This is a genomic window from Streptomyces sp. NPDC001532, assembly GCF_040298625.1.
GTDB lineage: Bacteria > Actinomycetota > Actinomycetes > Streptomycetales > Streptomycetaceae > Streptomyces.
The window spans coordinates 66347-86664 of record NZ_JBEPAL010000009.1 but is presented as its reverse complement, the minus strand read 5'-3'; the positions used below and the strand labels follow the sequence as shown (position 1 = coordinate 86664).

The following is a 20318-nucleotide window of genomic DNA, read 5'->3' as shown; positions in this document are numbered from 1 at the left end:
GGTGGGCGGCCCCGCCACCGGGGGGGATGGTGGCGGGGCCGCCGTGCTCGGAGGGGGAGCCGAGCTTCTGAAGTGCTGGTGCCCTGGACCGGACACGGTATGCCTGGGTGCGGCGTTCTGCCTGCTGCCCGTAGCGGGCGCTGCCGTCGTCGAGGTGTCGTGGGCCGTCCTGTGGCCGCCCGTGGGCTGGCCGCTGCCTTGGGCCGCGGGGGAGTGCCGCCACCCACACAAATCGACGGAGACCGACGGAGTTCGACGGTCTCGGCAGGCCATGCGGCGCCGACCACCCAGGACTTCAGGTTGTCGACCAACCTTCCGGCGGCTTGCGCGTCTTACCTGTCGGGGGGTGGCAGACGTGGCGGAGCATCAGATCGCGTACTTCCTGCGGGAGGTGCAGGGGGCGGCGGATCCGGCGAGGCGTGCGGCGGCGGTCAAAGGGCTGGGGCGGATCGGGCGGCCGGAGCACGCCGCCGTTCTCGTCCGGGCGGCCGGTGACCAGGATGCCGCGGTGCGGGCGGCGGCCGCCGTGGGGCTGGGCCGGTTGGGGGTGCGCGGGGAGGCCGCCGAGGTGCTTCCGGCGCTGATGGGGGACCGAGACCCGCGGGTGCGGCGCCGCGCGTCACTGGCCGCGATACGCCTGGGGCTCGACGGGCCCGGGATCACGGACGCATTCGCGCGGCTGCTGTCCGACCCGGACCGGCACGTGCGGATCAACGCCCTGACCGCCTTCGAGGCGCTGGGCGTACTCGGCGACGTCGCGGCCGTGGCCGGGTTGCTCGGTGACCCGGACCCCACCGTCCGGGGACTCTCCCGCGGGTTGCTGTACCGGTTCGCCGACGACCCTGCCGTCGCAGCGCAGGTGCTCCGAACCGCCAGGCAGGGCAAGGGCACCGCCCGGGTCCAGGCCATGACCATGGTGCCGGCCCGCTGCACCGAGTCACTGCTCGACTCCCTCCTCACCGGGCTGCGGGACCCCTCGGCGCTGGTGCGGACCGCAGTGGCCGACCGGCTGCTGACCGTCGAGTCCGCCACCGTGCGGGACGCGCTGGCCGCGGCCCTGGAGGACGAGTCCGACCCGCGGACGGCGGCGGTGCTGCTCCGCGGCGCCGGGCAGCGGGGCGATCCACGCGCGGCCCGTCCCGCGCTGCGGTGGCTGGCCGACCCCGTGGCCGGACCGGATGCCGTACACGCCCTGGGCAGCTTGGGCAGCCTGGGCAGCTCGGTGGCGGCCGAGCGGCTGCGGCTGGCGCTGGACGACGGCAGCCTGCCCGCCCCGACCCGTGCGGCCGCCGCCGTGGCCGTCGCGGAGGGCGGCGGATGGGACGCCGTATGGCTGCTGCTGCCGCTCCTGGACGACGCGGCCCCGGTACTGCGCACCGGGGCGGTCGACGCACTGGGCGTGTTGGTGGAGCGCGGGCTGCGGCTGTGGGAGCGACACGTCGTGGGCTGGGCCCTGACCGCGCATCTGCGGTCAGGGCACGACACCTGGCGGACCCGGAACGCGCTCTACGGCCTCGACCAAGCGTTGCCCGGCGTGCGCCGTCTGGCCGACGGGGCGTCCGACGGGGAGGTGAGGGCCGCCGCGCTGTCGCTGCTGGACGCCGACGGCGACACCACCCACCAGGACCTGCGGCGCTTCGTGCGGGGCCTGGACGACCCGTACGAGGCCGTGCGCTACGAGGCGGCGACCGGTCTGCTCGCATGGGTGGAGTCAACGGATGGGCTGGCACCCGAGGGCGCTCTCGCACGCGAGCGTCTGGCGCGGCTGGCGTCGGGCGACGGCTCGCCACGGGTGCGGGGGGCCGCCACCGACGTGCTGGAGGCCCTTGGCGCCCCACTGTCCGGGTGAGCCGACCGCGACAGGCTCACCGCAGGGGAACGGTCGACCGGCCGGGCAACCTCGGTGTGGGGGAGAGGTACGCCGCTTGCCCGTGAGCGCGGTTGCGGGGGTTGACGACGGCGAGGCCGACGCCGAGCGTTGGCCGGGCACGAAGCGTTGGGCCAGTCCGGCACTGGGACCGGATCGTCGCCGCCTGAAGGCTGTCGCGCAACTACGGCGTGGACTGCGCGCCACGGACGTGAACGATCCGGTCAGGTTCGCCCAGGACGGCGCGGTCGATCCGTCCGCGTCCGCGGTCGACACCTTCAGCCGCCAGACGTTCTCGCAGTTCAGGTGGGGCAAGTGGTGTCTCGAAGCCTTCGCTGAGGCCTCGGCCGTTGTCGGCGTGCTCATAGCGAAGGGCGTAGACCTCTCCTGCGTACAACCACTCGCAGCGGACCAGGGGCCGCGCAAGCATTGCCTCGAACCAGGAGGCCGTCCGCTTCGCCGTCTCTGTGGGAATCCCGGCCGTGGTGAAGGTGAACTCGGTTGACGCGTCGGGGAGTGTGAAGTCCTGGTTGTGGAGCTTGTCCGCACGGACGGTGGTGCCGTCGAAGTGGGCTCGGATGGTCAGCACGCCTCGGTTGCGCTCCGAGTCGTCGATGTCCAGGTAGGCCAGCATCTGGCCGTAAGGGGTGTGGCGTGCGGGCAGCAGAACGGTGTTGAGCGGATCTACCGGCCAGGAACTCGCGCGGGCAGCAAGGACAGCCGCGAACTCCTTCTGTGCGGTGGTCAGATCGTCCTCGTCGTGCTCGAACCAGGGGATGTCTTCCACGGTCGCACCCTACTGGGCGAGTCGACCGTGCCGGCTGGCGAGAACAAGGTGAAGGCCCTCCCGGCTTCTCCCTGCCGTTCACATGAACAGCGGGTCGACCGGCGGCCACGGTCGCCCAGTTGCCCGGCGACCTACCATGATGGAGACCGGTGTGTGCATGGGTGTGAGGGAGGACGCCGTGGCCGTCTACGAACTCAGGAACCGCCTGGTCGTCGGTATCGCATCCAGCGCACTGTTCGATCTGGCGGAGGCGGACGCCGTCTTCCGTGATCAGGGGGAGGAGGCTTACCGCGCCTACCAGGAGGAGCACCTGGCCGACACCCTGGAAAAAGGCGTCGCCTTCCCCTTCATCCGTAGACTGCTGTCCCTGAACGACCTCTCACCCGACGACCCTCTGGTGGAGGTCATCGTCCTGTCGCGCAACGATCCTGACACCGGGCTGCGGGTCATGCGATCCATCCAGGCCCACGACCTGTCGATCAGCAGGGCCATCTTCATGCAGGGCCGCTCGCCCTACCACTTCATGCCCGCTCTGAACATGTCCCTGTTCCTGTCCGCGAACGAGACCGATGTCCGCGAGGCCGTCACCCTCGGGCTGCCCGCCGGCCGCGTCCTCGGCCCCGCCACGGCCGACGAGGACGACGACCCGGACCTGCGGATCGCCTTCGACTTCGACGGGGTTCTCGCCGACGATGCGTCGCAGCAGATCTACCAGACCGACGGCCTCAAGGGCTTCCACTCCCACGAGACGACGAACGCCGCCACCCCGCACGACCCGGGCCCACTTCGGGACTTCCTCGCCGGCATCAACCGGCTCCAGCAACGCGAAGAAGAACAGCGGGCCCAGGACCCGGACTACAAGATCCGCGTCCACGTCTCACTCGTCACCGCACGCAATGCCCCCGCTCACGAACGCCCGGTGCGCAGCCTGAAGAACTGGGGCGTGACCGTCAACGACGCCTTCTTCCTGGGCGGGATAGACAAGAGCACGATCATCGAGGTTCTCAAGCCCCACATCTTCTTCGACGACCAGGTCAGCCACCTGACCGGCACCGCCCGCAGCACACCCAGCGTGCACATCCCCTTCGGGAAGATGAACGAACAGGCCCGCCCGGCACCTGAGCAGGCGCAACGATGAGCCTCGTGCCGGACAGCGCCGACGCCGAGGACGCGGCCGGCTCGTCTGCTGCGAAGTCGCCCCTACACGCCAGGTCGTTGAGCGAGGCGGATCTCGCATACCGCCGGGGAGGTCAGCTCGTTTGGGATTTCGGTACGCGGTCACCGGCCCGTCAGGATCGCCGGGCGGGCCGGTGACCGAACGCCCGCCGTCAGCCGGTCACCGGTGGTGCGGCGAGGTCAGGTAGTGCTGCCGGAGCAGCTCCCTGCCGTAGTCGTTGCCGTTGGGGGTGCGGATGATGGAGTGGACGTGCTTCTGGGTCGCTCCGTCGCCCTGCTGCGCGCCGTAGGCACCGGCCAGCGGCCCCGGGGCCTGGCAGTCGACCTCCACCCAGACGACGGGGCTGTGGACGCGGACGTAGAACGCGTCGTCGTCGCCGGTGCCCCCGGCCCAGGTGACGTAGGTGTCGTCGACGTACTTGCGGACCTCCGCCATCCTCACCTTGGCCACATCGGCCCTGGCGCGTCCGACGAAAGCCTCGACGATGCCGAGGAGCTTGGTCTTCTGGGCGGAGTTGAGGACGTTGCACCGCAGCCCCGTGTACTCCTGCACCGCGTTGTCGGAGAAGGCGCCCGCCTTCATCGACTCGTTCGACTTCGTCGCGGACTCGATGGCGACCGCCTGCTGCGCCGAGGTGAGGGAGTTGATGAAGGCGAGGCCGGCGACGACCTCCTCGTGGCACACGGTGACGGTCTCGCCGTCGATCTCCATCGAGGTCGGCTCGGAGCCCCAGAAGCAGGGGCTCATGACGACCTGTTCGCCGAGGACGAAGTAGTTCACGACCAGGTGGTGGCCGTCGAACTGGAAGCCCCAGGGCTCGCCGTCCGACGGGGTCCCCATCATGGTCCAGTAGTAGGCGTCCTCGTTGAACGCGTTCGTGTCGCTGATCGCCTCGCCGGCCGCCTGGTTGATCCTGCGGATCTTCTCAGCCCGCCTCGGTGACCGCCCAGGAGAGCAACTCGGTGAGTTCGGGCTCGTCGTCGACGATGAGAACACGGACCGCGTCCTCGCGGGCCCCGCAGACAGCAGACATGTGCCGATCATGGCGGGACCCGCTGGGAGACGCCTGTGCGCGGCCTGGGCCAGGGCCATGAGCGGGGCGGGTGCGTCGGGTGCGATGCGGCATGGGGCGGCGTGGGCCGGTCAGGCGGTGGCCGCGTAGTCCATGCCCTGTCCGAAGGGGTGGTCCGAGGAGGTCAGGTCGGCGGTCTTGTCCTTGTCGCGCTCCACGGCGTCCCGTTGCCGGTACGCCCCGTCGTGCTCCACCGCGACAGGCCGGCTTCGCGGAAGGAACATGTTCGCACCGAGGCCGATCACGATCTGCGGTGGGCGAGCAACCGGACAGGCAAAGCCATGGGGGCAAGCAAGGTCGTCGTCGGGTGGACGCGGCTCTCCGCCCGCTACGCGATCCGCGATCCGATGACTCACTCGGCTCTGCCGGCATGGCGTTGACCGGCGCCGCGCCGAACTCCCCGCGCAGGGAATGCGGCTCGGCGCCGGTGTCGACGGGTTCGGCGGCTTCACCCGGGGCGCCGCCCGGTCATGTGGCACCCTCCGTGTCGGCGTTCGTGTCGGCGTTCATGAGACGTGGCGGGCTCACCGTGGGCGGCTCCAGGACGTGGCCGAGGAGATGGAGAGGCCCAGCGGTGATCCCGGCCGCCTCCGCGGCCCGCCAGTGGGCCAGGGCCGTGTCGCTGTCGACCAGGCCTCGGACCAAGGGCACGTTCGCGCCGGCGGCGTGCAGCAGGGACTCCGCGCGACAGGACGCCAGGGTGCCGGCGATCCCGTACGAGGTCGCGGCCTCGGCAGCGGCGCCGGGCAGCCCGTCCGCCAGGGTGCGCCGGGTGACGCCGACCGTGAGGAGTCCTCCGCCGACGACCAGGACGTCCCCGTGCCCGCGCATCCGGGCGAGCGCGCGACCGGTGTCGAAGCAGTGCGGGAAACTGTCGTCCACGACGACGGCCCCGGGCCGCAGCCGGTCGATGTCGATGAGGGAGCGGTGCCCGCTGACCGCCGCGACGACAAGCCCGGCACCGTACACGGCGTCGGGCAGGTCCCGGTCGGACAGGTGGACCGCGATGTCACCGGCCAGCCCGCCCGCGCGCAACGTCCTGGCCAGCTCACGCAGCCGGGGACCGCTGCCGGGCACGTCGCACAGCACGAGGCGGGCCGGCGGCCGTTCGGCCAGGGTGAGCAGCAGTTCGAGCGATGAGACACCGATCGAGCCGAGCCCCACCACGGCCACCTCCAGGTCGGCCAGATCCCGGCCGGTCGCGGCCAGAGCCGCACGCACCGTGCGGACCATCGAGACGACGGTGGCCGCATGCCCGGTCGTGACGGAGGCCGCCGCGGCCGGGTCGGCGCGCAGCACGTCGAAGCCGTAGCCGGTCAGCGAAGGGATCATGCCGGCCAGCGAGACACAGCGGGCGCCGAGCGCGGTGGCCGTCCGCACGCCCCGCACGGTGTGCGCCGCCAGCTCCCGCTCACCGGCCAGTTCGTCGGAGAACAGCGGCAGCGCGACGAAGCCGGACCGGCCCAGGGGCGTGGTGGTCGTCTCCAGCAGCCTGGGCTCACCGCCCGGGAACAGCAGACGGCGGATGTCCTCACGGGCCCAGGGGGTGTCCGCCGTCCCCGTGAGCCTGGCCAACTGGGCGGGAGCCGGCAGATAGCCGACGAGCGCGGCGTCCAGGTCCTGCTCCGCAGGGCGCGGTGCTCGCCGTGCGGGACGGGGGACCAGGGGCCGGTGGGCGGTGGCCGGGACGGCGCGCACGAGCCGGTCCCGCAGCCCTTCGGCGAACGCGGTGAGCGCGTCCGCGTCGAAAGCGGCCGCCGCGCCGCGCACGGTGACGCGCAGCCGGTCGCCGTCGGGCCGCACCGCGAGGAACACGTCCGTCCGGGCCGTCGGCGGAGTGAAGCCGCTCTCCTCCTCGTCCCACCGGATGGCGAGGACGCCCCCGCCCTGGGGGCCGAGCGCGCCGAAGTCGAGGAAGGTGAAGAAGAACTGCGAGGTCAGCGGGAGCCCGCCGGCGTCACGAGGTACGACGTCCTCGTGGACGCGGGCGGCGACCGTGTCCTCCACGACGCGCTGCACCCGTCGCGCGAAGTCGTTCCCGGCCAGGTCCTCACGGCCCGGACCGAAGGGCCGGACGGCGACGGCGGTGGCGAACGGCCCGAAGACGCGGTGGATGCCGGGCAGGGCATGGTCCCGCCCGGACACGGCCACGCCGATGATCAGGTCCTCCTGACCGGTGTGGGCGGCGAGCGCCTCGTGATAGGCGGTCAGCAGCGGCGCGTACAGCGTGGCGCCCGCGTCGGCCGCGGTCTTGCGGAGCGCGTCCGTGACGGCGGCGTCCAGGACGAAGCTGCGCGAGTGGAACGCCGGTGACGGCACCGTCTCGTCCGGGGCCGGCGCGACGCGCAGGACCGGCTGGGCGTAGGGCGCCGACAGGGCCGCCGATCGCTGCCTCGCGCCGCCGATCTCTCCCCGCGGAGCCGCACCCCTCCGCGCCCGCAGGGCAGCGCTGTTCTCCTCCCGCGGAGCAACGTTCTCCTCCCGCGGAGCCGCGCCGCTCTCCTCCCGCGGAGCAGCGCCCTGCTCGGCAAGGTGCTGGGCGAAGGCACGGAAGGTGCTGCGCGGTTCGGGAAGCTCCGGGGCCACACCGGCGCTGAGGGCGTCGTGTACGGCGGTCAGTTCACTGAGCAGGAGAGCGGCGCTGTAGCCGTCCCCGATCAAGTGGTGGGCGTGCACGACGAGTACGTGTTCGTGCGGGGCCACGGTGAGCACCCGCAGGCGCAGCAGCGGCCATGCCCAGGGCTCGAAGCGCCGGCGCCGCTCCTCCTCGACCCGCTCCGCCAGCTCGTCCGGCCCGGAGACGGCCGCGAAGTCGACCGGCAACCGCAGCGACGCGGGCAGCTCCTGCTGCACCGGCGGTCGCGTCCCGGCCGGGAAGACCGTGCGCAGCATCGCATGACGGGCCACGAGGGTGTCCACGGCACGCTGGAACACCTCTTGGTCGAGCGGGCCGGACAGCCGCAGCCGGGCGAGCCAGGAGCCCCCGGCGCCGGGCGCGAGCGCCTCGGCGAGCAGGAATCCGCGCTGACTCGGCGTCACGGGGAAAGCCGCCGGAACAGCCAGGTCCGTGGGATGGCCGGATCCCGCGGGATCCGCCGGATCCCGCGGGTCGGCCGGTTCCGCCGGCTGCACGGGACCGTCGTCCGAGGCGGTGTGCCCTGGCGCACTCGGTACGCCCTCGGCGGCCGCCCTCTCCACCGCTGCGGCCAGCGCCGCCAGAGTGCGGTGCCGGTACACGGCGGTCGGCCTGGGCAGCGGACCTGTGCCGCCGCGGGCGAGCCGGTCGAAGACGTGCAGTGCCAGCAGCGAATCACCGCCCAGGTCGAAGAAGTCGTCGTCGCGTCCGACGTGGTCCACGCCGAGCAGCTCGCACCAGATGCGTGCCAGACGTTCCTCGGTGTCACCGGGGCCGCACGGCAGCGGACCCGCCGCCCGAGCCTCGCCCGCCGCCGTCAGCAGCGCCCCCCGGTCGACCTTGCCGGTACCGGTCAACGGCAGGGCGTCCAGGAGGGTGAGGCGGGCCGGCACCATGTACGGCGGCAGCGACCGGGCCAGCCGACGCCGCAGTACCACCGCGTCCACGCCCGTCCCGCCACCCGCGTCCCTGAGCACGACGAATGCGGCGAGCCGCCCCTCGTCGGCCAGTACGGCCGCCTGCACGACCTCCTCGAAGGAACGCAGGACAGCCTCCACCTCGCCCGGTTCGACCCGGTGGCCGCGTATCTTCACCTGGTCGTCGAGGCGGCCGACGAACCTCAGCGCGCCGTCGGGCAGCACTTCCACCAGGTCGCCGCTGCGGTACCAGCGGCGACCGTCCCGCTCGATGAACGCGGCCCGCGTCAGGTCGGGTTCGCCGAGGTAACCGGCGGACAGCCCGACCCCTCCGATCAGCAGCTCGCCGCTGCCGCCCGGGCCGACCGGCGCACCGTCGGGGCCGACGACGAGCAGCTCGGTGCCGGTGACGGCGCGGCCGATCGGCAGGGCCGAGACCTCCTCGCCGGGGCGGCGGCTGATCACGTGGAAGGTCGCGTTGATCGTGGTCTCGGTGGGCCCGTAGAGGTTGACGATCGTCTGCCCGGGCCCGAACAGGTCGTACCAGCGGCGCACCCAGTCCGCCCTAAGGACTTCCCCGCCGACGTGGACGAGGCGCAGCGCGGACAGGTCCGGAAGCGGCTCCCCGCGCCCGGCAAGGCTCTCCGCCGCCGTCAGCAGCCGCTCCCACAGGGACGGCACCGAGCTCCACACGGTGATGCGGGTCCGCGCGATGTGGCGCAGCAGCAGTTCCGGGTCACGCACCAGGTCGCGGTCGGCTGTCACCACGGTGGCACCGGTCAGCAAGGGTGCCAGCAACTGCCGCACGGAGGCGTCGAAGCAGGGTGAGGCGGTGTTGGCGAGGCGGTCGCCGGGGCCGTATCCGAAGGTGGTCGCCGCCCAGTCGAGGTAGTTCTCCATGGCGCGGAAGGTGATGGGTACCGCCTTGGGGCGGCCGGTCGAGCCGGAGGTGAAGATGACGTACGCCGTCGCACCGGCGTCGGCCGCCTCGCCGGGGCTGTCCCCTCCCGTCCCGCCGCCGCCCGGTGCCTCCGGCCCGGTGACGGACAGTGCCGTCATGCCGGCGAGCGCTTGTGCGGTGGCGCGGGTGCGATCGTCGTGCACGAGCACGCGCACCCCGCAACGCCTCGTCTGCTCGGACAGCCGGGCCGCCGGGTGCTCGGCGTCCAGCGGAACCCATCCGGCCCCCGCCCGCAGGACGGCCACGACGGCGATGACCGTTCCCGGGCCCGGGGAGGTGAGCAAGCCGACCAGATCGCCATGCCGTACGCCGTTCTCCCTCAGCCGTCGGGCGAGGACACCGCTGGCCGCGTCGAGGTCCCGGTACGTCAGGGGGAGCCGGCCGTCGTCGACGGCGACCGCGTCGGGCGCGGCCCGGAACTGCCGCAAGAGGCGACCGACCACGGTCGACCTGGTCACGCCTGCCGGCTCGGGCGCTGCACCGACGTCTGCGGCACGCAATTCCCGTTCGAAGTCGGCGGCGAGACGGTCGACCGTCGCCGGGGTGAGGAGACGCTCGGGGAAGTTCCACGACAGCCGCAGCAGCGGTCCGTCCTCCCAGCACAGCAGGCTCAGCCGGGTGGCGGCCGAGCCGGTGCCCGCCGCGGTGGGGCGCGCCACGACCGGGCAGTCCGGGTCCAGCGGTGCGGGGAAGCGGGCGAAGCTGAAGCTCGCGGGGCTCACGGTCCGCAGTCCGGAGGCGTCGCCCGGCAGCAGCCGGGCGAGGTCGAGGCTGCTGACCGTGGCATGCCGCTCGCTGTCCAGCCAGGCCAGCCGGACGCGTTCGGCGAGAGTGGCGAGCGGCTCGTCGGGGTCCGCCCGCAGCAGCAGGGGCAGGGTGTCGGCGAGGGGGCCGACCAACCGGGCGAACCCCGGCAGCCGGGCGTCGCGGCCCGCGCGGGCGATGTTGACCGTGATGTCGCGCTGTCCGCTCCACTGGGCCAGGCAACGGACGTAGGCGGCGAGAAGGAGATGGAAGAGAGAGACGTTCCACCGTGCAGCCCGTTCCCGCAGGGCGGCGACGAGGCTCTCGTCCAGGACACGCTGCTCGGCTAGGAGCGGTCCGGGGCCCTCCTCGGGGTCGGGACGGCCCTCGAAGGGCAGGGCCATGGGGGAGTGGTTGCCCAGGCGTGCCCTCCAGTAGGCGGTGTCCTCCGCGCGGACGGCGGGCCGCCCGCCGGTGGCGTGCGCGGCGAAGTCCGCCGCGGGTGGCAACGGGGTCGGGCCGCGGTCCAGGGCGAGGTCGGTGTACAGCGTCCACAGTTCCGTGCCGAGGAGGTTGAGGCTGAAGCCGTCGGCGGCGACGTGGTGCACGGACAGGACCAGGTGGGTCACCTGGGCGTCCCCGGTCAGCAGCAACGCCCGCAGGGGCGGCTCGCGGGTCAGGTCCAGCGGACGATTGGCCAGCTCCGTCTCCATCGCCCTGAGGGCAGCTTCGCTCCCGGGAAAGGGCCGGGTCTCGAACCACACGGCGGGGCCGGCATCCACCGTCACCGTCTGGTGCGGCACGGGGGAGAGGCTGTCGCGTTCCTGCCCGATCCGCACACGCAGCATGCCGTGCCGCTCGGCGAGCGCGACGAGGGCGCGGCGCAGCAGAGCGGGGTCGAGGGGACCGCGGACGGTCTGCCGCACCCAACCGCGCGCCGGCGTCGAGGGATACAGCACGCCGCCGGTGTGCAGGGCCAGTTGCACGGGGGTGAGGGGGAACGGCACGCCTTCCGCGACGGCGCTCGTCGTGCCGGCGCTCGGCTCGGCGTTCGTCGTGCCGGCGCTCGCCGTACTGGCGCTCGGCGAGGCGTTCGTCGCATCGGTGCTCGGCGTGATCGCGGTGTGTCCGGTGCTGCCGTGCACCTCGATGCCGACGCCGGACGCGGCGTCGGCATCGAGGTGGACGCAGAGATCCCGCACCGTCCGGTACTCGAAGAACAGCGTCGTCGGCAGTTCCCGGCCGAGAGCACGTTCCAGCCGCCGGACCAGATCGACCGCGGCGAGCGAGTCCAGGCCGAGGGAGAGGAAGGCCGCGTCCTCGTCGACCGCCTCCGTGGGCAGGTGCAGGGCCTCCGCGAGCAGAGTGCGCACCAGGGCGCGGGTACCGGATGTGCCGCCGGACGCGGCGGCCGAAGCGGTCACCGGGTGCCGAGGGAGTCGTACGGGTGCCGCCTGGCCGCTGTTGCCGCCGGGAGCTGGATCAGCGAAGTCGGCGAGGTCGCGTGGATCAGCGACGTCCGCGAGGTGGCGTGGATCAGCGACGTCCGCGAGGTGGCCTGGATCAGGGACGTCCGCGAGGTGGCCTGGACCAGCGACGTCCGCGAGGTCGGCGAGGACGAGCCGCGCGGTGTCCACGAGGCAGGCCGCGCGCACGGCACGCAGTGCTTCGCCCGGAGCGAGCGGCGCGCCCCCGGCACGCAGCGGTCCTGCCCCCGCCGCCGTGGCGGCGAGCCCCACGGTGGCCACCGCGCCGATGTTCAGCGCCAGCCAGTCGCGACCGGCGGCACGCTCGGCCGCCGCGAAGGCGTCCAGGTAGGCGTTGGCTGCGGCGTAGTCGCCGAGCCCGCCCGCCGCTCCCGGCAGCACGGAGGCCACCGAGGAGAAGGCCACACAGAGCGCCGGTCGGTGCCCGTGGCGGCGCAGGGCGCGGGCCAGCAGGCGGGTACCGAGGGTCTTGGCCGCCAGAGAACGGCCGGTGTCGTCCGGACCGGTGCCGCGCAGTGAACCGGGAACGGCCACTCCCGCCAGATGGAACACGACGTCCGGTGCCGGGCCCTCGGAGAGCAGGGCGTCGAGCTGCTCCTCGTCGGTGACGTCGGCCTGCCGGTAGCGGGCTCGGGCGCCCAGTTCGCCGAGTTCCGCCAGCAGCGCGGCCGGGCGCTGCGCGGAACGGCCGGTGAGGACGAGGGTGGGACGGCCGCGCCCGGCGAGGTCCCGGGCGAGCGCGGCACCGAGGCCGCCCGCCCCGCCGGTGATCAGGTAGACGCCGTCCGCGGGCAACGGCTGCGCCCCTTCGGCACTGTCCGTCACCGCGCTGTCGGGCAGGGGATCGATCCCCCGCACCAGTCGTGCACCGGCCCGCCAGGCCGCGACGGACAGGTCGCCGCAGGACGCGGACAACTCGGCCACCACAGCCGCGAGTCGCTGCTCGGCCGTGTCCCGCGAGGACACGTCGACACAGGCCAGAGCGGCGTCCTCGGTCTCCGCGGGCAGCGCGAGCGCGAGACCGGTGAGCAGCGCCTGCCCGGGACGTGGCACCGCCTCATCTTCCGCGCCCGTGTGGTGGGCGTCCTCGGTGATCAGCAGCAGGCGCTTCGCCCCCACCCGGTCGAAGAGCCGCACCGTGTCCCGAAAGGCGGTCGCGGCGGCCGGGCCGGCGTCGTCGTCCGCCCGCCCCGCGAGGTGGACGACGGTGTGCGCGGACGCCGAGCCCGCACCCGTCACCGGCACGCCCCGCGCGGCCAGTTGTGCGGACAGGGCCCGCACCGCCTCCCCGTCGGGCCCGGCGACCAGTGTCACCGCAGGGGAGCACGCGGGCTCGGGAAGGGGAACAGAGGTCCAGGTGACCCGGTGCAGCAGCCGGGAGGCATCGGGTCCCGGCCAGTAGGACCGCCGCTGGAAGGGGTAGGTGGGCAGTGGCACGCGGCGTCCGGTCGGCGCCAGTGCGGCGTGGCCGACGGTGACACCACGCGTCCACAGCCGGGCCACGGTGTGCAGCAGTGCGTGCCTGCCCTGGCCGCCCTCCCCTCGCGTGGCCGGCAGGGCGGAGAGCGCCACCGGCGCTGGCTGTGCCCGGCCGGCGGCGGCCAGGCGCACGGCCCCGGTCAGATCGGTGGCGGGCCCGATCTCCAGGAACGTGTCGAAACCGTCGTCGGCCAACCTGCGCACCGCGGACGCGAACTCCACCGGCCGCAGAGCGTGGTCCCGCCAGTGGAGGGCGTCGGGGTCCGTGACCCAGTCACCCGTGAGCGTGCTCAGCAGCGGCACTCGGCCGGTGCTCGGCGCCAGGGCACCGGCGGCGTCATGCAGAGCCCGCGCGGCCGGTTCCATCAGCGGTGAGTGGAAGGCACGCGTGACCTGGAGCCGGCGCGCCGCCACTGCCCGCGCGGTCAGCCCGGCCACGGCATCCTCGACGGCTCGCACCGTCCCGGACAGCACCAGCCGGCCGGGGGCGTTGCGCACGGCAACGGTGAGCGCACCGTCCGACGCGGCGACCAGGGCCTCCACTGCGTCCTCCGTCCCACGCACAGCGGCCATCGCACCCGGCTCGGTCAGCTCCGCCAGGAGCCGGCCCCGCAGAGCGGCGAAGCGGATGGTGTCGGACAGCGGCAGCAGGCCCGCCGCACAGGCGGCGGCCAGTTCCCCGACGCTGTGCCCGGTGACGGCGTCCGGTACGACACCCCAGTCGTCCAGCTGCCGCGCGAGCGCCACACAGAAGGCCACCAGCACGGGCTGGGTGATCTCGGTGCGCGCCAGCTCCGCGGCATCGACGCCGGGGTCGGTGCACCACTCGGTCAGGGTGCGGCCGTACAGCGGGCCGAGGTACGCGGACGCCTCGTCCAGGGTGGCCCGGAACGCGGGCGCGGTGGCGTACAGGTCCGCCGCCATGCCCGGCCGCTGACTGCCCTGGCCGGGGAAGAGGAAGGCCAGGCGAGGGCGTCCGCGAACCGTGCCGGCGGACACACCCGGGCCGGCGGACGGACGCGGGTGTTCCTCCCCGTGCGACGTGGTGGGCGGGCGCCCCGCGGAGTCGTCCGCCGAGGCGAGGGCGGTCAGCCGCTCGCGTACGTCGCCGTCGCAGACGATCGCCAGCCGGTGCGGGTCGGCGTCGCGGGCCGTTCCCGCCGTCAGGCACAGGTCGGCCTCGGTGATCTCCGGGTGGTCGGCCAAGTGGTCCGCCAGGTTGCGGACCACGGCGCGCAACGCGGGCGCGGTCGCGGCGGAGAGCGCCAGGAGGTGAGGCCCGTCCGCCCGCCCCTCCGCGAGAGTCGTACGACGGGACGGTACGGAAGCCTCCAGCACCGCGTGCGCGTTGGTGCCGCCGAAACCGAAGGCGTTGACGCCCGCGATGCGCGGGCCACCCGAGGGCGGAGCGGGCCACGGGACGAGCCGGCCCGGCACCTCGAAGCCGGAGCCGGCGAGCTGCGCGGCGGGCGGCTCGGCGTGCAACGAGGGCGGCACCTGGCCGTGTCGCAGCGCCAGCACCACCTTGACCAGTCCCGGCAGCGCGGCGGCGTTCAGCAGGTGGCCGATGTTGGTCTTGGCCGAGCCCAGCAGCCGGGGACGTCCGTCGGGCAACGGCGGGAAGGCGTGGGCCAGCGACGCCAGTTCCACCGGATCGCCGAGCGCGGTGCCGGTGCCGTGCGCCTCGACGTACGTCACCTCGGCCGGGTCGACGGCCGCCGAGGCGTGGGCGGCGGTGACGACCTCACGCTGGCGGGCGGGATTGGGCGCCAGCAGGCTCAGCGAGGTGCCGTCGTTGTTGACGGCGGTACCGCGGACCACGGCGAGCACGTCGTCGCCGGCCCGCCGCGCGTCCGCCGTCCGGCGCAGGACGAGCACCGCGCCGCCCTCGCCGGGCACGAAACCGTCCGCGCCGGCCCCGAAGGCACGGCTGCGGCCGGTCGGCGACAAGGCCTGCGCGGCATGCAGCATGCGGTGCGCGGTCGGCGTGAGATGCAGGTTGACGCCGCCGACGAGGGCGATGTCGCACTCGCCGTCCGCGAGGCTGCGGCGGGCCAGGTGCAGGGCCACCAGAGCGGAGGAACAGGCGGTGTCGACGACCATGGCGGGGCCGTCCAGGTCGAAGCTCTGCGCGATACGGGCGGCGAGAAGGTTGGGCAGGTTCCCGGTCAGCGCGGCGGACGGCAGCTCCGTGCCCTCCAGGCGGGCCGCCCGCTCCAGGATTTCCCGGTAGCCGCTGTCCCCGGCCGTCGTGAACACACCGACACGCCGGCCGCGTCGGCGCGGACCGGCGTAACCGGCTCGCTCCAGCGCCTCGTGCGCCAGCTCCAGCAGAAGCCGGGCCTGCGGGTCGAGGGCGCGGGCCTCCGCGTCGCCGATCCCGAAACGAGCGGCGTCGAAGCTCGCCGGGTCCTTCAGGAACGCTCCCCACCGGGCCTCAGGCACCGCGTCCCCGTCCCACCGGTGGGGAGCCACCGAGGTCACGAGGTCCCGCCCCTCGGCGAGCAGCCGCCAGTACTCCTCGGCAGTGGCGGCGCCCGGCCAACGGCAGGCGAGGCCGACGACAGCGAGCGTGCCGTCCGACGGCGCACCGGACGCGCCGGAGCGCACCGCTTCCGCCGCAGCCTCCTCCGGCTCCGCCTGCCCCGTCGTCTCCGGCTTCGCCTGCCCCGTCGTCTCCGGCTCCGCCCTCACCTTCGTCTCCGGCTCCGCCCTCACCTTCGTCTCCGGCTCCGCCCTCACCTTCGTCTCCGGCTCCGCCTTCACCTTCGTCTCCGGCTCCGCCCTCACCTTCGTCTCCGGCTCCGCCCTCACCTTCGTCTCCGGCTCGGCCGCCGCACTCGCCGTCGCACCCTGGAGAAGGTGATCGACGATCCCTGCCACCGTGTCCGCGCCCTCGCGCAGCGCCGACACCTCCAGCGGTCGGCCGAAACGATCCTCCAGCGCGGCCAGTACTTCCATCGCCTTCAGTGAGGTGCCGCCGAGCGCTCGGAAGGACGCGCGGGCGTCGATCCGCTCCTCGGGCAATGCCAGCGCCCCGGCCCACACCTCGCGCACCGCGCGCTCGGCCGCCGCCCGCGACCGCGGCAGCTCGCGCTCACCCCTGCCGCCCCCGGCCGGAGGGACCGGCGCACCAGCAGGGGTGCGGGCGACGACGCGGGGGAAGCGGCCCGCCTCGAACCGGTCACGCAGCACATGGCGGCGTATCTTGCCGCTGGTCGTGCGGGGGAACTGTCCGGGCGGCAGGGCGACAACCCGTACGTCGTCGTGGAAGAGAGCCTCGCCCACCCGGTCCGCGACACGCCGCAGCACCTCGTCGGCCGAGCGCGGCGGACGGGCCCACGCGACGCACACCACCACGCGCTCGCGGCCGGTGGCGGGGTCGGTCGAACCCACCACCGCGGCCGTCCCGGGCGGCAGCCCGGGCGTTCCGGCGGCAACGTCCTCCAGGTCGGCGGCGTGGTACTTCAGCCCGTTCAGGAAGAGCACGTCCTTGTGCCGGCCGCTGACGTACAACCGCCCGTCGCGCAGGAAGCCCAGGTCACCGGTGCGCAGCCAGCCCTCGGCGGTGAACGCGGCGGCGGTGGCGTCGGGCAGCTCCCGGTAGCCGCGGGCGAGTTGCGGCCCACGCACCTCGATGTGCCCCACGCGCCGTTCGCCGAGCACCCGCCCGGTGTCGCCGACGATGCGCACGGAGCAGCCGGGGACGGGGTGGCCGAGGTCCATGAGCTCCACCACACCGTCGGCACCGCCTGCCACCGCGTCTCGGGTGCCCGGGGCATCGGTCACCCGGCCGCGGCTGAGCGCGCCCCGCTCCACCGCCAGCGGCACGGCGACCTCGCCCGGCGGCGGAAACGTCACGGCGAGGGTCGCCTCGGCCAGCCCGTAGACAGGCTGGAGCGCGTGCGCCGCCAGTCCCGCGAGCCGCGCATGACGGACGAAGCCGCGCCAGACGGAGGCAGAGATCGGTTCGGCTCCGACCACCACCCGCCGGACGCTGCGGAGGTCGAAGCGGGCCATGTCGGCCTCCGGGATCCGCCGGGTGGCCAGCGCGAGCGCGAAGTTGGCGGCCGACAGGTGGGTGGCACGGTGCGCGGTGGCCGTCTCGAACCAGATGCCGGGCCGTCGGGCGAACGCCAGCGGCTCGATCTTGACCTGCCTGGCACGGGCGGCGAGCGGAACGAGATGCGTGCCGATGAGCCCCATGTCATGGAAGTACGGCATCCAGCTGACCACTACGTCGGCAGCGCCCATGTCGGACACGGCCACGATCTGGCGCAGGTTGGCCGTCACCGCCGCGTGGGTGAGTTCGACACCCTTCGGCTGTCCGGTGCTGCCGGACGAGTACTGCACGAACGCGAGATCGTCAGGCGTGCACGGCCCATGAGCGTCCCACCCCTCCGCGTCCCCGCCCCCGTCCCCGTCGCCGTCCGGCAACTCGTCCACCCGCAGCACGGCGGCCGCCTCATCGGGCAGATGGCGTACGACTTCCTCGCCGGCCGCGTCCACGAACACGGGCGGGCGGCCGAGCTGCTCCCACACGGGCACCACCCGGCGGGCGTCCGCGGCGAGAGGTACCGGGACCAGACCGGCGCCGATCAGCCCCCAGAACATCACCTGGAAGTTCTCGCTGCGGTCGGCGACCAGCGGCACGCACGCGCCGGGCGTCATCCCGGCCGCCCGCAGGCCTCCCGCCACGCGCACGGCCTCGGCCAGCAACTGCCGGTAGGTCACCGTCAGTTCGGTACCGTCGCCCCGCACATGCACCGTCACCTGCTCGGGGGCCTTCCGGGCGGCGTCCAGCAGGACGTTCCAGAGAGTGCTGTCGCTCATGTCGCCTGCTCACACCAAGTCGAAGGAGACCGCGCCGCGGACAGGCGGTCCTCCGTGCGCGAGTCCACGCGAAGGAGCCGAGCCGTGCGGCAGGGCGCTGAGGGCCGGACGGCTCGTACTGCCGTACTCCGTCCGTACGTTAATGCAACCGCCTTGCTCCCTGCCTGCCTGCCGCTTGTTCGCGCGTGGTTTTCCCTGCTGTCCGCTGCGACGGTGACGGTGCCGACCGGCCGGCTCCGGGCGTGCTTGAGTGGCGACGTGAGAAAGATCGAGAAGGAGACGAACGTGTCGAAGCGCACGGTGCTCGCCCTGCTGTTCCTCGTGCCTGCCGTGTTGGGCGCCATCTCGCTGACGTCCGCGCTCACCGCTTCCTCAGCGGTCATATGTCCCGGTGAGAACGTCGGTGAGGACGGCGAGGAACGGCCCGGTCCGATGCGCCCGGGGGATCAGAACTGCAGCGTCCTCGTCGGCAACCGCACCGTCGCCCAGCGGACGTACGAGATGCAGTGGAACACTCAGAGCGTCGAGAGGAGGGAGAAGGCTGTACAAGGCGGCCTCCTCATCGGCTACGGCGCCCTGGGGCTGGGCTGCACCCTCGTTCTCGGCGACACAGCCCGCGCAGCGAGGCGATCCTGACCCGCCCACCGGACGCGCCCACCTGAGCCGCCCACCGGACGCGCCCACCTGAGCCGCCCACCGGACCCGCCCACCGGACCCGCCCGTCTGACCCGCCCGTCTGACCCGCCCACCGAACGCCTCCTCCGAGCCGCCGGCCCGTCTTCGGCCCATCAAGGCGTGGACTCGAGGCGCCGGTGAGGAGGGACGAGGCGCGCACTGGCCCGGCCACAGGTGAGGGACGCCTCGACGGCACGGGTCAGAGATCAAAGCTGCATCCGAACGGCTCACGGGCGCGGAAGAAGCCTTCGGCGATGCCGGGCAGGACCCGCAGACGCAAAGTCCGGCACACCACCACACCATGTCCGCCCCTTCCCGGTCCTGCCCCGCCGGGCGGACGCGGGAAGGACCTCATGGCTCGAGTCGTCGTCATCAGCCCTCCGTTCGCCTCCCACGCCACCCCGCTGGCCGCTCTCGCCTCGGCTCTGGCGGAAGCGGGCGAGGACGTGCGCTTCGCCTGTGCCCCCGAGTTCGACGGTTTCGCCCGGCGAGCGCGAGTCGCGTTCGAGCCCTTGACGGTGACCCGCAACGCCAACACAGGCGTGGCGGAGACGACACGGCAAGCCGACGAGGACGCGGCACGGCTCGCCGAATTCCTGCACGCCACCCGTCAGGGCGCGGTCGCCGCCCTGCTCGCCCAGGCGCGCCACCGGCGCGCGGACATGCTGGCCGACCCCGAAGGCGTCCTCCGGTCCATGAGGGCGCTGCATCAGCGGCTGCGCCCGGACTGGTACGTCGTCGATCAACTGAGTTACCCGGTGACGCTGGCCCTGCACTGCCTCGGAGCGCGGTACGCGACGTACTGCCCGGGCCACCCCACCTATGTGCTGTCGGGACCCGATGCCTACTTCGGTGTGCCCTACGCCTGGCCCGACCGGCTTCGTCCCGATCCGTCCGAGCTGCTGGAGCTGACGGCCGCCGCCCAGGAGAACGATCGCGCCTTCACCGAACTCTTCGACGCCTTCGTGTCTCGCAACGCGCCGACCGCCCCCGCGCCGGGCCGCGCCTTCGCGCTGTCCTCACCGATCGCCGTGGTGCACGCCTATCCGGAGCTGCCATGGCTGCCCGTACCGCCGGCCGGCCCGCGGCGGCTCTACGCCGGTCACATGGCGAGGGACACCGAACCTCTGGACGCCCACTGGCGCGAGCAGCTCTCGCGGCTGCGCCGACGGGCGGACCGAATCGTCCTGGTGGCCTTCGGCACGTTCCTCTCGGCCCGCGACGACGTCCTGCGAACGGTCGTCGAGGGCGTCCTCGGCGGCGCCCCGGACACCGCCGTCGTGGTGGCAGCCGGGCGGCGCACGGAGGCCCTGTCCGATCTCGTGGGCGACCGGGTCGTGGTGGCAGAGAGCGTCCCGCAGTTGTCCCTTCTGCAACACGTGGATGCCATGGTCCACCACGGCGGGAACAACTCCTTCACCGAGTGTCTGCGGGCCGGTGTTCCCGCACTGCTGCTGCCTTTCTCCAGTGACCAGTTCGCGGTGGCGCACGACGCCGAGCGGGCCGGGCTGGGCGTGGCAGCCGACCCCAACCGCCTGCGATCCGCCGACGTGGCGTCGGTGCTGGACAGTCTCGGCACGACCGTCAGGCGGCGGGTGTCCGCCTGCGCGGCCGTCCTGAACGAGCGCGGGCCGCGCTGGGCGGCGAGCCGTCTGACCGCCGCCATGGCGTGAGCCCGGCCGAG

Annotated in this window: 8 protein-coding genes; 4 read left to right on the top strand and 4 right to left on the bottom strand. The window is 73.5% G+C overall.

The annotated features are described in order from the left end of the window. The first annotated feature begins 355 nt into the window (after positions 1-355). Positions 356-1849 carry a HEAT repeat domain-containing protein gene (locus ABT232_RS11400; RefSeq protein WP_351839018.1) on the top strand — a complete coding sequence of 498 codons (1494 nt, stop codon included), beginning with the start codon at positions 356-358 and terminating at the stop codon, positions 1847-1849. 202 nt (positions 1850-2051) lie between these two features. Here ABT232_RS11400 and ABT232_RS11395 read toward each other — a convergent pair whose 3' ends face one another. Next, positions 2052-2654, bottom strand: a complete 603-nt coding sequence (locus tag ABT232_RS11395; RefSeq protein WP_351839016.1) for a hypothetical protein — start codon at positions 2652-2654, stop codon at positions 2052-2054. Between the two features lie 157 nt (positions 2655-2811). Here ABT232_RS11395 and ABT232_RS11390 point away from each other — a divergent pair, with 157 nt between their 5' ends. After that, positions 2812-3792: a 5'-nucleotidase gene (locus ABT232_RS11390; RefSeq protein WP_351839014.1), complete on the top strand. Its 981-nt coding sequence runs from the start codon at positions 2812-2814 to the stop codon at positions 3790-3792. 198 nt (positions 3793-3990) lie between these two features. Here the strand turns inward: ABT232_RS11390 and ABT232_RS11385 are convergent, their stop codons facing one another. The 3 genes from ABT232_RS11385 to ABT232_RS11375 all read right to left on the bottom strand — a co-directional run bounded on the left by ABT232_RS11385 (position 3991) and on the right by ABT232_RS11375 (position 17959). Then, positions 3991-4719: a DUF3500 domain-containing protein gene (locus ABT232_RS11385; RefSeq protein WP_351839240.1), complete on the bottom strand. Its 729-nt coding sequence runs from the start codon at positions 4717-4719 to the stop codon at positions 3991-3993. A 255-nt stretch (positions 4720-4974) separates the two neighbouring features. After that, complete coding sequence (locus ABT232_RS11380) at positions 4975-5127, bottom strand: hypothetical protein (protein WP_351839012.1); 153 nt, start codon at positions 5125-5127, stop codon at positions 4975-4977. A gap of 244 nt (positions 5128-5371) precedes the next feature. Beyond that, positions 5372-17959 carry a non-ribosomal peptide synthetase/type I polyketide synthase gene (locus ABT232_RS11375; RefSeq protein WP_351839010.1) on the bottom strand — a complete coding sequence of 4196 codons (12588 nt, stop codon included), beginning with the start codon at positions 17957-17959 and terminating at the stop codon, positions 5372-5374. A gap of 213 nt (positions 17960-18172) precedes the next feature. Between ABT232_RS11375 and ABT232_RS11370 the strand changes: the two genes are divergently transcribed. Further along, positions 18173-18595: a hypothetical protein gene (locus ABT232_RS11370; protein WP_351839008.1), complete on the top strand. Its 423-nt coding sequence runs from the start codon at positions 18173-18175 to the stop codon at positions 18593-18595. 392 nt (positions 18596-18987) lie between these two features. Further along, positions 18988-20307 (top strand): nucleotide disphospho-sugar-binding domain-containing protein, encoded by a 1320-nt coding sequence (locus ABT232_RS11365; protein ID WP_351839006.1) that lies wholly within the window; start codon positions 18988-18990, stop codon positions 20305-20307. Positions 20308-20318: the final 11 nt, after the last annotated feature.